Annotated in this window: 10 protein-coding genes; 6 read left to right on the top strand and 4 right to left on the bottom strand. The window is 66.6% G+C overall.

The window, feature by feature from the left end; genetic code table 11:
- Positions 1-124 precede the first annotated feature (124 nt).
- The 4 genes from IP91_RS04475 to IP91_RS04460 all read left to right on the top strand — a co-directional run bounded on the left by IP91_RS04475 (position 125) and on the right by IP91_RS04460 (position 8,169).
- Positions 125-2,050 (top strand): glycoside hydrolase family 2 protein, encoded by a 1,926-nt coding sequence (locus IP91_RS04475; protein ID WP_229473862.1) that lies wholly within the window; start codon positions 125-127, stop codon positions 2,048-2,050.
- The gene (locus tag IP91_RS04470; RefSeq protein ID WP_145647541.1) at positions 2,047-4,272 is read left to right on the top strand and encodes a glycoside hydrolase family 3 N-terminal domain-containing protein; all 2,226 of its coding nucleotides are present in this window, start codon (positions 2,047-2,049) and stop codon (positions 4,270-4,272) included. The genes IP91_RS04475 and IP91_RS04470 overlap by 4 nt, the downstream gene beginning before the upstream one ends.
- A gap of 53 nt (positions 4,273-4,325) precedes the next feature.
- Positions 4,326-5,411, top strand: coding sequence for a LacI family DNA-binding transcriptional regulator (locus tag IP91_RS04465; RefSeq protein ID WP_145647540.1), 1,086 nt, complete (start codon positions 4,326-4,328; stop codon positions 5,409-5,411).
- Positions 5,412-5,703: 292 nt separating this feature from the next.
- Positions 5,704-8,169: a TonB-dependent receptor gene (locus tag IP91_RS04460; RefSeq protein ID WP_145647539.1), complete on the top strand. Its 2,466-nt coding sequence runs from the start codon at positions 5,704-5,706 to the stop codon at positions 8,167-8,169.
- Positions 8,170-8,247: 78 nt separating this feature from the next.
- Here the strand turns inward: IP91_RS04460 and IP91_RS04455 are convergent, their stop codons facing one another.
- From IP91_RS04455 to IP91_RS04445, 3 genes are all read right to left on the bottom strand, one after another.
- Positions 8,248-9,093 carry a glycoside hydrolase family 12 protein gene (locus IP91_RS04455; protein WP_145647538.1) on the bottom strand — a complete coding sequence of 282 codons (846 nt, stop codon included), beginning with the start codon at positions 9,091-9,093 and terminating at the stop codon, positions 8,248-8,250.
- A 123-nt stretch (positions 9,094-9,216) separates the two neighbouring features.
- Complete coding sequence (gene gspK, locus IP91_RS04450) at positions 9,217-10,146, bottom strand: type II secretion system minor pseudopilin GspK (RefSeq protein ID WP_158643079.1); 930 nt, start codon at positions 10,144-10,146, stop codon at positions 9,217-9,219.
- 215 nt (positions 10,147-10,361) lie between these two features.
- Complete coding sequence (locus IP91_RS04445; protein ID WP_145647536.1) at positions 10,362-11,210, bottom strand: AraC family transcriptional regulator; 849 nt, start codon at positions 11,208-11,210, stop codon at positions 10,362-10,364.
- Positions 11,211-11,278: 68 nt separating this feature from the next.
- Between IP91_RS04445 and IP91_RS04440 the strand changes: the two genes are divergently transcribed.
- Both IP91_RS04440 and IP91_RS04435 read left to right on the top strand, forming a co-directional pair.
- Positions 11,279-11,635 carry a cupin domain-containing protein gene (locus IP91_RS04440; RefSeq protein WP_145647535.1) on the top strand — a complete coding sequence of 119 codons (357 nt, stop codon included), beginning with the start codon at positions 11,279-11,281 and terminating at the stop codon, positions 11,633-11,635.
- Between the two features lie 159 nt (positions 11,636-11,794).
- Entirely contained in the window at positions 11,795-12,061 is a 267-nt protein-coding gene (locus IP91_RS04435) for a hypothetical protein (protein WP_145647534.1), read from the top strand.
- A gap of 51 nt (positions 12,062-12,112) precedes the next feature.
- Here the strand turns inward: IP91_RS04435 and IP91_RS04430 are convergent, their stop codons facing one another.
- On the bottom strand, positions 12,113-13,765 hold the full coding sequence (locus IP91_RS04430; protein WP_145647533.1) for a methyl-accepting chemotaxis protein: 1,653 nt from the start codon (positions 13,763-13,765) through the stop codon (positions 12,113-12,115).
- Positions 13,766-13,998 lie beyond the last annotated feature (233 nt).

Here is a 13,998-nt window from a genome sequence, read left to right as displayed (position 1 = left end):
CTGACCCCCATGCCGTCCGGTTGGTTCCACGCGATCTGCACAGGCCGTTGACATTTGCATGCAGTGTAGCTAACATCGACCGAAGAAATTGATACCGGTAACAAAAATAACGGGAGGAGATGAATTGAAACAGCTGATCAAGGCATTGGGCGCGCTGTGCTGCACGGCGCTGCTGGGATGGGGCGCGGACGGGGCAGCACAATCGATAGCACAGCCGGCGGGCCAGCCGGCCGCGGCGCCGGTGGCGCAGCACGAACATGGCCCGGCGCAGGGCGGCGCGCAGCTGCTGCAGAACGTCTTCGCGCGTTCCCACGTGTCGCTGAACGGGCGCTGGAACTACATCATCGACCCCTACGAGATGGGTTACTACGACTACCGCCACGAGCCGTTCGACCGCTCGCCGAAAGGTCCGCAGGGCTTCTACGAGGACCTGCAGCCGAAGACGAAGAACGACTGGGTCGAATACAACTTCGACCTGTCGCCCAACATGAAGGTGCCGGGCGACTGGAATTCCCAGGCCGAGAAGCTGTCGCTGTACGAAGGCACCGTGTGGCTGCGCCAGGTGTTCGATGCCCAGCCGAAGGAGGGCAAGCGCTACTTCCTCTACTTCGGCGCCGTCAACTACGAGTCGCACGTCTACCTGAACGGCAAGAAGCTGGGCACGCACAAGGGCGGCTTCACGCCGTTCCAGTTCGACGTCACGGGCAAGCTGGCGAAGGGCCGCAACTTCGTCGTCGTCAAGGCCGACAACACGCGCCGCCAGGACGAGATCCCGACCGTCAACACGGACTGGTGGAACTATGGCGGCATCACGCGCGACGTGCTGCTGGCCGAAGTGCCGGATACCTACATCGCCGACTACAAGGTGCAGCTGGCGAAAGGCGACCTGAAACGCATCGAAGGCTTCGTGCAGGTGGCCGGCGCGCAGCCGGCGCAGACGGTGACCGTGGAGATTCCCGAGGCGCAGCTGAAGACGACCGTCCGGACCGATGCGGCCGGCCGCGCCGCGATCAGCATCTCGGTCCGGTCGCTGCGCTACTGGTCGCCGGAGGACCCGAAGCTGTACCAGGTGAAGATCGCCGCGGGGCCGGACAGCGTGGCCGACCGCATCGGCTTTCGCACCATCGAAACGCGCGGCCGCGACATTCTGCTGAACGGCAAGTCGATCTTCCTGCGCGGGATCTCGCTGCATGACGAGAATCCGCTGATCCAGGGCCGCCTGCGCGGCGAGGGCGACATGCGCATGATGCTGCAATGGGCCAAGGAACTGAACGCCAACTACGTGCGCCTGGCGCACTATCCGCACAGCGAGAAGATGGCGCGCCTGGCGGACGAAATGGGGCTGCTGGTATGGGCCGAGGTGCCCGTCTACTGGACCATCTCGTGGCAGAACGCCGACACCTTCCGCAACGCCAACCAGCAGCTGACCGACCTGGTGGTGCGCGACCGCAACCGCGCCAGCGTGATCGTCTGGTCGATCGGGAACGAGACGCCGGTGAGCGAGCCGCGTAACGTCTTCATGCGCAAGCTGGCGGGAACGGCGCGCGGCCTGGACGACACGCGCCTGGTGGCCGCCGCGCTGGAGGTGCACCGCGAAGGCAAGGAAGTGGTCGTGCAGGATCCGCTGGCCGATGCGCTGGACCTGGCCAGCTTCAACGAATACGCCGGCTGGTACTGGAGCAATGCGAAGGACATGCTGACCTACCGCTTCCGCATCGACTACGACAAGCCGGTGGTGATCACCGAACTGGGGGCCGACGCGCTGGCCGGCTACCACGCCGATGCCGACACGCGCTGGAGCGAGGAATACCAGGAGCTGCTGTACCAGAACCAGTTCAAGCTGCTCACCGCGATTCCCGGCCTGCGCGGCATGACGCCGTGGGTGCTGACCGACTTCCGTTCGCCGCGCCGCCAGCATCCCTATTTCCAGGACTTCTGGAACCGCAAGGGCCTGGTCTCGGACACCGGCCAGAAGAAGAAGGCCTTCCACGCACTGAAGGCGTTCTATGACGGCGTGCAGCAGCAGTACGCGAAAGGGGCCGGCAAATGAAGCGGATCGCATGCCTGGTGGCGCTGGCCGTGGTGACCCTCGGCGGCTCCGCATCGGCGCAGGACAGGGCCATCGAAGCGAAGGTCGAAGCGCTGTTGAAGCGCATGACGCTGGACGAGAAGGTGGGCCAGCTGCACCAGCTCACCGGCCGCCAGATGACCGGTCCCGGCAGCGAGAAATTCAACGACAAGCTGGACGATATCCGCCACGGCAAGGTGGGTTCGATGCTGAACGTGAAGGGCGTGGCGGAAACGCGGGAGATCCAGGCGCTGGCGCTGCAGTCGCGCCTGAAGATCCCGCTGCTGTTCAGCCTCGACGTGATCCACGGCTACCGCACCGTGTTCCCGGTGCCGCTGGGCGAGGCGGCATCCTGGGACCTGGAGGCGATGCGCCTGTCCGCGCACATCGCCGCGAAAGAGGCGGCGGCATCCGGCATCCACTGGACCTTTGCGCCGATGGTGGACGTGGGCCGCGATCCGCGCTGGGGCAGGGTGATGGAGGGCGCTGGCGAGGATCCGTATCTCGGGGCGCAGATCGCCACGGCGCGCGTGCGCGGCTTCCAGGGCGAGAAGCTCGGTGGCCTCGACAGCGTGATGGCCACCGCCAAGCACTTCGCCGGCTATGGCGCCGCCATCGCGGGCCGCGACTACAACGCGGTGGACATGAGCCTGCAGCAGCTGCATGAAACGTACCTGCCGCCGTTCAAGGCCGCCGCGGACGCCGGCGTGGCCACCTTCATGAACTCGTTCAATACGCTGAACGGCGTGCCGGCGACCGGCAACCGCTACCTGCAGCGCGATCTGCTCAAGGGCCAGTGGCGCTACAAGGGCTTCGTCGTCAGCGACTGGGCGTCCATCAAGGAGATGGTCGAGCATGGCCATGCGGCCGACCTGGCCGATGCGGCGGCAAAGGCGATCGATGCCGGCAGCGACATGGACATGGAGGGCTATGCCTACACGGGCAACCTGGCGCAGCTGGTCAGGAGCGGCAGGGTCAAGCCGGCCCTGGTGGACGATGCCGTGCGCCGCATCCTGTACAAGAAATTCGAGCTGGGGCTGTTCGACGATCCGTATCGCTACTCGGATGCGGCGCGCGAGCAGGCGGTGCTGAACGATCCCGCGCACGTGCAGGCGGCGCGGGACGTGGCGCGCAAATCCCTGGTGCTGCTGCAGAACGCCAACCACGCGCTGCCATTGAACAAGGACGTGAAGTCGCTCGCCGTCATCGGGCCGCTGGCCGAGTCGCGGCGCGACCTGGAAGGGGGCTGGATCGTCGCTTCCGACGAGAGCCGCGTCGTCAGCGTCGTCGATGGCATCCGGGCCAAGCTGTCGCCGGCGACGAAGCTGGTCGTGGCGAAGGGCTGCGATGCCGCGTGCACCGATACCAGCGGGTTCAAGGAGGCCGTCGCGGCCGCGAACGGCGCCGATGCCGTGCTGCTGGTGGTCGGCGAAACCTGGGACATGAGCGGCGAAGCGAAGTCGCGCACGGAACTGGGCCTGCCGGGCGAGCAGGCGCGCCTGTTCGATGCGCTGGCCGCCACCGGCAAGCCGGTCGTGGTGGCCATCATGGCGGGCCGGCCCCTCGTCTTCAACAATGTCGCCGACCGCGCGGCGGCGATCCTGTACACCTGGTTCGCCGGCAGCCAGGGCGGCAATGCGATCGCCGACGTGCTGTTCGGCGACTACAACCCGTCCGGCAAGCTGCCGATGACGTTCCCGCGCAGCGTCGGCCAGATCCCGATCTCCTACCAGCAGTACAGCACGGGCCGGCCGGTGCTGGACGAGAAGAACATCGTCTACCGCTCGGCCTACATCGACGCGCCGAACACGCCGCGCTACGCGTTCGGGCATGGCCTCAGCTACACCACCTTCGGCTACAGCGACCTGGTGCTGAGCAAGCCCGCGATGGGGCCGCGCGACAAGCTGGAAGTGTCGTTCACGCTGTCGAACACGGGCCCGCGCGCCGGCGAGGAGGTCGTGCAGCTCTACCTGCGCGACAAGGTGGCGTCGATCGTGCGGCCGGTGCAGGAGCTGAAAGGGTTCCGGAAGGTGAAGCTGGCAGCGGGCGAGCGCCGCACGGTGCGCTTCACGATCGACCGCGACGCGCTGGCCTTCGTCAACGGCAGGCTGGAACGGGTGGCCGAGCCGGGCGACTTCGTGCTGATGATCGGTTCGGCGTCCGATGCCATCCACCTGCGGCAGGAGTTCCGCCTGCTGGAGTGACGGGACGGCGCCCAAGTTACCGCAACCATTGCCGGTAAGGTAGAATCGCGGGCATGAAAAAGCCCGCGATCGATGCCCCCGACCTTGCCGACCCTGCCGTGGCCGCGACGCCTGCGCGCAAGAGCCGCAAGGGGGCCGGGCCGACCATCCGCGACGTGGCCCGCATGGCCAGCGTGGCGCCGATGACGGCATCGCGCGCCTTGAACAATCCGCAGGCCGTGTCGGACGAGATCCGGCAGCGCGTGCTCGAGGTGGTCGAGCGCATCGGCTACGTGCCGAACATGCTGGCCGGCGGCCTGGCATCGAAGAAGAGCCGGCTGGTGGCCGCCGTGGTGCCGACCATCACCGGTTCGGTGTTCCTGGAGATGGTGCAGGCGCTGACGGAGACGCTCGGCGATGCGGGCTACCAGCTGATGCTGGGCCAGTCCGGCTACCAGGACTCGCGCGAGGACGCGCTGCTCGAAGCGATCATCGGCCGGCGCCCGGACGGCGTCGTGCTGACGGGGACCATGCGCTCCGAACAGGCGCGCCGCAAGCTGCTGGCCAGCGGCATTCCCGTCGTCGAGACCTGGGACCTGACGCCCACGCCGATCGACATGCTGGTGGGCTTTTCGCATGAGCGCATCGGCAAGTCGGTGGCCGAGTACCTGCACCGCCGCGGGCGCCGGCGGCTGGCGGCCATCAGCGCCAACGACGACCGCGCGGTACGCCGCAACAAGGCCTTTGCCGATGCGGCGCTGGCGCTGCAGCCGGAACTGGCGGCACGCGGCCTCGAGGTGCCGACATGGAGCGTACCCGCGCCCACCACGCTGGGCAGCGGCCGCGCCGGCCTGCGCGAACTGCTGGCGCGCGATCCGTCCATCGACGCCATCTTCTGCAGCTCGGACATGATGGCGCTGGGCGTGCTGCTGGAAGCCCACGCTTCCGGCATCAGGGTGCCCGAGCAGCTGGCCGTCATCGGCCTCGGCGACCAGTCCTTCTCGGCCGACACCTGGCCGCCGCTGTCCACCGTGCGCATCGACGGCACCGCCATAGGTGCCACGGCCGCCCGCTGCATCATCACGCGCTCGGAAGGCAAGACCATCGCCGATCCCGTCTGCGACGTGGGCTACATCATCGTCGAACGCTCCACGACCTGAGCACCACCGCTGCCCGGGCACCTGGCGAGTCCGGGTCCTGGTGCCGGCACCGATACACAGGCACTGCAACGCGCGGTCGATATCCCCTTGCCGGGCACGGGGACTTGCACGTTCCCCGCACTGTCGCGCTCCGGACCTGTCGCTTTTGCTTCACAAGCCCGCCTTTTCATGTTGACTTCGCCACAAAGTTACCGATACCATCAATCTCGTCTTGATACCGGTAACGTAGTCGGATTGGATTTGATAACGTTTTCAGGGTCGGCGCATAACAATATCAATCAGGAGACCAGACATGATCAGCATTCAGAAGGCAGTTCCACGTCCCATGGCCATTGCGGTGGCCGTCGCCATGCTCACGCTCGGTGTGGCTGGGGCGGCCCGGGCCCAGGCGGCCCAGTCCGCCCAGGCCGCCGTGCAGCCGGATACACCGGCCGATGCCCCGGCAGCCGGACTCGAGACAGTCGTCGTCACCGCCAACAAGCGCGTCGAGAAGCTGGAAAACGTGCCGATGTCGATTTCCGTCATCAGCGAGGAGCTGCTGCGCCGGAACAATGTGCGCGACCTGGAAGACATCATCGACCTGTCGCCCGCGCTCACCAAGACGCAGTCCGACAATCCCGCCAACACGGGCCTGAACATGCGCGGCATCGGCACGCAGTCGATCGGCATCGGCGTGGAATCGGATGTCGCCGTGATCGTCGACGACATCCCCATCGGCATGCAGGTGCAGGCCTTCCGCGACCTGACGGACGTGTCGCGCGTGGAGATCCTGAAAGGCCCGCAAAGCACGCTGTTCGGCAAGTCGGCCATCGCCGGCGCCATCAACATCGTCACGCGGCCCATCTCCGGCCCCATCACCACCCGCGCCAGCGTGCTCGCGTCCAGCGACAGGGAATGGCGCCTGGGCCTGTCCGTGGGCGGCGAAGTGAACGAGAAGTTCGGCTTCCGCATCGCCGCCTCCAACACGGACTTCCCCGGCAACGTGAACAATCTCACCACCGGCAAGAAGACCAACGGCTCGGGCGGCAAGACCTTCCTCGTCAAGCTGGCCTGGCGGCCGCTGGAAAACGTCAGCATCGATTTCTCGCCCCGCTACAACCACACGCTGACGGACTGCTGCGTGGTCGTCCTGAACGGCATCAGCGGCACCAATCTGCAGAACGGCCTGCTCAACAACGTGCCGGCGTTCCCGATCGCCCAGGTGCTGGACGGCATCTCGGCCACGCCGGACAACCGCAACATCCGCAACGACACCTTCACGGGCCAGGACTCGACCACGCGCGGCATGGGCCTGCGCGTCAACTGGGAACTGCCGAACGGTGCCACGCTCACGTCCATCACGTCGACCGACCGCTATCATGCGAACGACTCGCGCGACCAGGACTTCACGGACCGCCCGGTGATGCTGTACTACCCGGTGAGCGGCACCGGACGTCCGGCCGGACTGCCCGGCGGCTCCGAGCAGCACGGCCGCTTCGACGTGGTGTCGCGCACGCAGGAAATCCGCCTCACCTCGGCCGACAGCGAGGCGTTCCGCTACGTCGTCGGCCTGTGGTACGGCAAGAACGAACTGGCGCGCTACTTCAAGCGGGGCGAGAACGGCGTGACGGCCACCAGCGCCACCGAGTTCTACGGCGACACGTACAACATCAACAAGGCCGTGTTCGGCCAGGCCAGCTGGGAGTTCATGCCGAAGAACACGCTCACGGCGGGCCTGCGCTACAACGAGCAGGAGTCCGGCTACCATTTCGCCGGCACGGGCAATCCGTCAACGCTGCCGTTCGGTTCCGGCTTCAAGGCCGTCAACAATTTTTCCAGCACGGGCAATACCGATGAAGCGGTCACCGGAAAACTGAGCCTGCAGCGCCAGTTCACGCCCGGCCTGATGGCCTATGCGATGGCGTCCACCGGCTACAAGGGCCACGCCTACGACATCACCAGCAGCCTGAACGCGCTGACCGCGGCCCAGCAGCCCGTGAAGCCGGAAACGGCGCGCAGCTTCGAGATCGGCGCGAAGGGCAACTTCCTGAACAACCGGCTCGCCGTCGCGGCCACGCTGTTCAGCTCGAAATTCAAGGACTACCAGCAGAACTCGGGCAGCTACATTCCCGACACGCTGATCTACCAGACCCGCCTGAACAGCCTGCCGGGCGTGGAGACGAAAGGGGCGGAGCTGGACATCAATGCGATGGTCACGCCGAACCTGCTGGTCAACGCCTTCCTGGCCTATACGGATGCGACGATCACCGAATTCCGGAACGCGCAGTGCTACCAGGTCTCGGGCGGCGGCAACGGCGGCTTCAATGCCGGCTGCATCCTGCGCAATCCCCTGTACGGCAACCAGAACACCAACGATGTCAGCGGCGGCCGCATGCCCTACGCGCCGCGCCGCAAGGCCAGCATCAACGCCAAGTACGACGTGCGCCTGCCATCGCAAAGCTTCGATGCCTTCGTGACCGGCACCGTCAACTACGCCAGCGACATGGTGACGAACCTGGACCAGAACCCGATCAACTACGTGCAGCCGACCACCTACGTGAACGCCGGCTTCGGCTTCCAGGAGAAATCGGGCCGCGCATCGCTGACGTTCCGCGTGAATAACCTGACGGACAAGCAGTACATGAGCAACCGTTCCGTCCAGCTGGCGAACTTCAATGCCTCGGCGCCGAACGCGCCGGCCTCGGTGACCACCACCACCTGGACGCCGCTGCGCAACGCGTTCCGCAGCGTGGCGGTCAAGCTGGACGTGAAGTTCTGAGCACAACCGCCATCGGATAACCGCCTCCTTGTTGCATTTGGCCCGCGCACCCGCGGGCCGTTTTTTTGGCCCGTCCGGTCAGTACACGTTGACCACGAAGTCCTTGTTGTAGACCTTGCCGGAACCGGATTTGACTTCCGTGCCCGCCTCCACCATCAGCACGTAGTAGGTGCCCAGAAAGACATCCGGCCGGCGTGCCAGCGCTTCGGCAAAGAAGTGCTTCAGGTTCTTGCTGACGTAGTTCGCCTTCACGCGCTTGCGGAACTGCATCACGGGCCAGCTGTTGCCGTTCGAGGTCATCGTGGCCTGCCACACGTCCCACGTTTCGCCATCGATCACGAAGGCATTGGCGTCCTTCGTGCCCCAGCCCTGCGTCTGCGAGTTGGCCGACGAATCGGGGATCACCATGATCTCGGCCCGCACGTTCGCCATGTTCTTCACCGTGCCTGTGCTGAAGAACACGTCGATGGCGTGGTTGAACGTGCCGCTGATGGCGCCGGTGCCGTCGTAGCCGGTGGGCGTGAAGTTCCACAGCACGTCCACGTTCTTCGTATTGCCGGCGAACTGGTAGGGCAGGCCGGAAGCACCCGCGTCGTTGCCCGGGTTGCTGGCGCCGCGTCGGATGCTGGGATACGACTTCACCGTCGTCGTATCGCCGCCGAAGCCGCTCCACTTGTAGCCGGAACCGGCAATCGACGTCGTCGAGTTGGTGAACAGGTATTCGTACCAGGCCGTGCCCGCGCCGGCGATGCCCCACAGGTTCGTGTGCAGCTGGTACTGGCCGACGGTGATGCTCTTGTCGCCGGCGCTGGCGGGCGTGGCTTCCACGGCGGCCGCGTGCGTGCCGGTGCTGAGGGATGCGGCTGCCAGCGCGATGATCGCCGCGATGGATCTCAATGATGCGGCGTGATGGGGCGTGTTCATGACTGTCTCCTGTTAGTGATGTTATTCGATGGGATCCGTTTCGGGAGGGATGGGGCCCGGCGCGCGGCGGTGCGCGTGCGTTGCCCGGGTGGTGGCGCACCGCGCAGAACATGGAATGTCGTTTCACAGCGCGCGCGTCCAGACGATGCGGGTCGGCAGGAGGCGGTCGTCATCGCCGTCCCGGATGCGGCTGTCCCAGCGCCGCCGTACCAGCGTTTCCGAGTCCAGCGCCATGCGACCGATGGCGATGTGCAGTTCGACGAGGAAGTAGGCACTCTTCACATCCAGTGCGGCCAGCCCGGCCGGGGCGGCATCCGGCAGCCGGCCGGCGATATCGGCATGGTCGCGCAGGTATGCCCGGTCGCGGCCATCGGCCAGCGTGGCCGCCAGCGCCGGCGTCAGGGCCGCCGCCAGTACGTCGCGCGAGGCGGTGTTGACATTGATGGCGGTACGCTCCGGCAGCACGACGACGCGCTGGCGAAGCGCCGCGAGCACGCGGTCGTCGAAGCCGTCGATGGCACGCAGGTCGTCGAGGCGCTGATAGGCCATCGGTCCCTGCCAGGCCATGCCGGATGCTGCCTGCGTGCCGGCGATCGCGCTGGCGGCGCGCTCCGCGAGGGTGGTGTCGAGGCCTGCCGCCTGCAGCAGCTGCCGGAAGATCTCGGTCTGCGCCGCATCCGGCTGCCCGTGGGTCGCCAGGTTGGTCAGGTTGAAGCGGCCCTGCGCATCGCTCACGCGGATCAGTATCCGTCCGGCCGCCTGCGCCGCCGGCAGGGGGGCGGTCATGGGGCCGGTGTCCGCGGGCCTGGACCACGTGCCGCCGGCGATCGTCACGGGGCCGTGCGTCATCGCATCGAGCCGGAGGATCTGGCGCTCGGCATCGAGCACGGCGCGGTGCAGCGCGCGGGCCCGCACGGCGGCGGCCAGGTTTTCCGTTTCACGGAGCCAGACGTGCTGGGGCAGGAACAGGCTGGCAGTGAGCGTGACGGCCAGCACCATCAGCAGCAGCGCCAGCACGATCGCGACACCCTGCTGGCGCCGGAGCAGGGGCATCGAGGCTTTGACAACGTTTTCATGACTGGTCGAAGCGGATGCGCACATAGCCACGTCCTTGGAGGAAGCCCCTTGAGATACCGGTATCATTGCAGGCTTCGATTATAGGCACGTGGCGACAGCTGTCAACGGCCCCGACGGGATTTCATCCGGCGCACCCGGATCCGGCCCGGGCTTCGCCTGGAGCGCTCAGGCTGCGTGCGGGGGAAGGTCGGTCACGCGCCCTTGCACACCGTGCGCCGCCAGTCGGCCGGCGCCACGCCGACACTGCCCTTGAAGCGCCGCGTGAAGTGGCTCTGGTCGGCGAATCCGCAGTCCGCCGCCACGGTGGCGAGCGGCGTGCCGAGGCGGATCAGTGTTTGCGCATGCGCGATGCGGACCGCGTTCAGGTAGACGTGCGGCGGCGTGTGGAATGCCGCCGTGAACGCGCGCGTCAGGTGGGCGCGCGACAGGCCGGCGATGGCCGCCAGTTCGGCCACCGTGACGTCGCGGGCGAAGTGGGCGCGCAGATAGTCCTTCACGCGCAGCAGCGGTTCGAGGCCCGCGCCGCGCGGTGCCGCCATGGTCGACTGCGGCCGTTCGCCATGGCGTGCCAGCAGCGTGCCGATGAAGCGGCGCAGCAGCGTTTCGGTGTGCAGTGCCTCGGGAGGGGGCGCCAGCAGCAGGGCACTCAGGCGCGTGAATTCCCGCGCCATGCGCGGATCGCCGATGTGCGGCGCGGCGAAGTAGGGATTGCCGGACAGCCCCGCATCGACATCCGCGCAGCTGCGCACGAAAGCCTCCGGCACGTACCAGATCGCGTAGCCGAAACCATCGGCCGTGCCGGGACTGCCGTCATGGTCCTCGTCCGGATTGAACAGCACGAATTCGCCGGCGCGGCTGTCATGCTGGCGGCCCTTGCAGCGGAAGCGCTGGGTGCCGTGCGCCGTGACGCCGATGGCGAAGCAGTCGTGGCTATGGCGCTCGAACGCATGGTCCGCGAAGCTGGCGCGCATGAGCGTCACGCCGTCGGGAAGAGGGGAGAAGTGCACCTGGTTGGGTGCCGGGGAACGTTCCACACGCATGCAACAATTGTACAAGACGGCCTGCCGCCGTCCCGTGCATCATCGGGTTTTCACCGGAGGATGCAACGATGAACGCACCGATCGACCTGGCCGGCAAGCTGGCCACCTTCACCGAGGCATGGCAGCCGCGCACGGTCAGCCTGTACAACGGCCATGACGTGATGGTCGCGAAACTGCGCGGCGAATACCACTGGCACGTCCATCCGGACACGGATGATTTCTTCCTCGTGCTGCAGGGCGCGCTGGAAATCGATGTGGAAGGCGCCGGCACGGTGGCGCTCGGCCCGGGCCAGCTGTACGTCGTGCCGAAAGGCGTGCGGCACCGGCCACGCGCCGCGGACGAAGCGCACATCCTGCTGATCGAGCCGACCGGCACGCCGAACAGCGGCGACCCGCAGACGGCCGCGCCGCGCCGCGTCATCTGACCGGAAGCCTGCAGCGCCGGCGTGGCCCAGCCATTACCGCGCTTGATGATCTGCGAGATCACGGCGATCTCGTCGAGAGCGGATTGCGCGCGGCGGAGCCTTGCTGCCACTGTTGTACAACTAACAGTCGCTGGACAGTGCGCATAGTATGCTGCGCCCATGAGTAGACGAAAGGATGTCCATACGGCCGAACTGGTTGGCATTGCCGTATTGACGCGCAATGCCTTCGGGGCCGACCGCGCCGTGCGTTACGCGCAGCTGGCCGGCCTGTCGCCGGACCTGTCGGCCGCGGTGCTGAACCGACCCGCGGCGGAATTGCGCCGGGTGGACGCGACCCCGATTCCGGCCGACCGGCGCCGTGTCGACGACCAGCGCCAGATCGGCAAGCCGGCACGCCGCCACTCGGACGATTCGCCGGGCGGCTGATGCCCGGTGCGCGGGTCAGCCGCGCGGTCAGGCCCGCGGTCAGGCCCGCGGTCAGGCTAATACTGCCTGCTGCCGCGCAGCGATGCGCAGGACGTGCTTGCCGCGTGCATCGCCATCAGCTTTGCCCGTCTGTGCGACAGGCGCCAGCCGGAACACGTTGACCTGGCTGGCCAGGTTGTCGGCGCGGCCCTGCAGGAACTGGGTAGCGCCAGCCGCCTGTTCGACAAGGGCGGCATTCTGCTGCGTCACCTGGTCCATGTCGCTGATGGCGCGGTGGATCTGGTCGATGCCGGCACTCTGCTCGGCGCTGGCCGCGGTGATCTCCACCATGATGTCCGCCACGCGCTGCACGTTGCCGACGATTTCATCCATCGTCGTGCCGGCCTTGTCGACCAGCCGGCTGCCGTTCTCGATCTTCTCGGCCGAATCGGTGATCAGCACCTTGATCTCCTTGGCCGCCGTGGCCGAGCGCTGTGCCAGGTTGCGCACTTCCGCCGCCACGACGGCAAAGCCGCGGCCCTGTTCGCCGGCGCGGGCCGCTTCCACGGCCGCATTGAGCGCCAGGATATTGGTCTGGAACGCGATGCCGTCGATGACGGCGATGATATCGACGATACGGCGGGCCGACTCGTTGATGGCGCTCATCGTGCCGACTACTTCCATCACCACCTCGCCACCTGCTGCAGCCACCCGCGACGCACCGGCCGCCACTTCGCTGGCCTGCCGCGCGTTGTCCGCATTCTGGCGCACGGTGCTGGTGAGCTGCTCGACCGACGCGGCGGTTTCCTCGATGGCGCTGGCCTGCTGTTCGGTGCGTGCGCTCAGGTCCATGTTCCCGTCCGCGATCTCCTTCGACGTGCTGGCAATGACGTCGCTGCCGGTGCGCACTTCCGTCACGATGCCGGCCAGGCTGGCCGTCATGTCGCGCAGCGCGTGCTGCAGCTGGCCGAATTCGTTGCGCGACGAGACATCGATATGGGCACTCAGGTCGCCATCGGCCACCTGGCGCGCCAGGCGGACGGCCGAATGCAGCGGTGCCGTGATGGCGCGTGCCAGGTACGCCGCGGCGGCAGCCGCCAGCGCCACGGCGATCAGCACGGCCGCCAGCGTCAGCAGGTTCAGCGAACGCAGTTCCGCGTGCAGGGCTTCGCTCTGCGCCGCGTTGCGCGCCGTGATCAGCTCCTGCAGCTCGGTATAGGCCTTCTGGCCTTTCAGGTAGGTGGGATTGATGTCCCTGATCAGGATCTCCTGGCCCCGGTCCCAGTCGCCCGCTTCGATCGCCTTCGACGCAGCGCCGATCATGGCCAGGCCCAGGTTGTCGCTGGCGGCCATCCAGCGGTCGATGGCGGCGCGCGTGTCGCCGGCGCGGACTGCGGACAGCAGTGCCTCGCGTTCCGTTTCCAGCGTTTTCGTGTTGGCCGCGATGTTCTTGAAATGGTTGGCCAGCGGGTGGTCGTGCATCACGGCGTACTTGCTGTCCGGGTTGTGCTGCAGGGCCTGCAGCACCTGGCTGCGGTTGGCCTCCATGCGGAACAGCAGGTTCGCCAGCGTCAGCTGCTGCTGCGACGAGCGCAGCACCGCGTCCTCCAGCAGCTCGACCGAGCGCTGGGTGGTGTGGTAGCCGAGGGCGCCGATGGCCAGCATGAGGGCCACGAGGGCGCCGATGACGCCGAAGATGATGGTCTTGATACGCAGGTTTTTCATGTTGTTGTAGGTTGGTTGTCAGATGAGCAGGAGCGTGGACAGGATTCTATGCTCAATTTCGTCAAATTGCCACAAGGAAATTAATCGTGCCTGAGCGCTGTTGTTTTCGCGTTTGCGCCCTAGGTCTCTGAATTGATTCGGAAAAACCGGCAATCGTCGATGGTCGGCGCACTCGCTGAATTGACGATATTGAGGATTCGCGTGTGCTTCCAGCCTCCTGCACAGCAATCATG

The sequence above is a fragment of the Pseudoduganella lurida genome (assembly GCF_007830455.1).
Taxonomy (GTDB): domain Bacteria; phylum Pseudomonadota; class Gammaproteobacteria; order Burkholderiales; family Burkholderiaceae_D; genus Rugamonas; species Rugamonas lurida.
The sequence above is the reverse complement of the archived record's forward strand: the minus strand, read 5'-3'. Positions and strand labels throughout refer to the sequence as shown.

Coding starts and splice junctions, on each gene's coding strand:
- IP91_RS04470 (WP_145647541.1), top strand. CDS start 2,047: ATGAAGCGGATCGCATGCCTGGTGGCGCTGGCCGTGGTGACCCTCGGC.
- IP91_RS04465 (WP_145647540.1), top strand. CDS start 4,326: ATGAAAAAGCCCGCGATCGATGCCCCCGACCTTGCCGACCCTGCCGTG.
- IP91_RS04460 (WP_145647539.1), top strand. CDS start 5,704: ATGATCAGCATTCAGAAGGCAGTTCCACGTCCCATGGCCATTGCGGTG.
- IP91_RS04455 (WP_145647538.1), bottom strand. CDS start 9,093: ATGAACACGCCCCATCACGCCGCATCATTGAGATCCATCGCGGCGATC.
- gspK (WP_158643079.1), bottom strand. CDS start 10,146: ATGCCCCTGCTCCGGCGCCAGCAGGGTGTCGCGATCGTGCTGGCGCTG.
- IP91_RS04445 (WP_145647536.1), bottom strand. CDS start 11,210: ATGCGTGTGGAACGTTCCCCGGCACCCAACCAGGTGCACTTCTCCCCT.
- IP91_RS04440 (WP_145647535.1), top strand. CDS start 11,279: ATGAACGCACCGATCGACCTGGCCGGCAAGCTGGCCACCTTCACCGAG.
- IP91_RS04435 (WP_145647534.1), top strand. CDS start 11,795: ATGAGTAGACGAAAGGATGTCCATACGGCCGAACTGGTTGGCATTGCC.
- IP91_RS04430 (WP_145647533.1), bottom strand. CDS start 13,765: ATGAAAAACCTGCGTATCAAGACCATCATCTTCGGCGTCATCGGCGCC.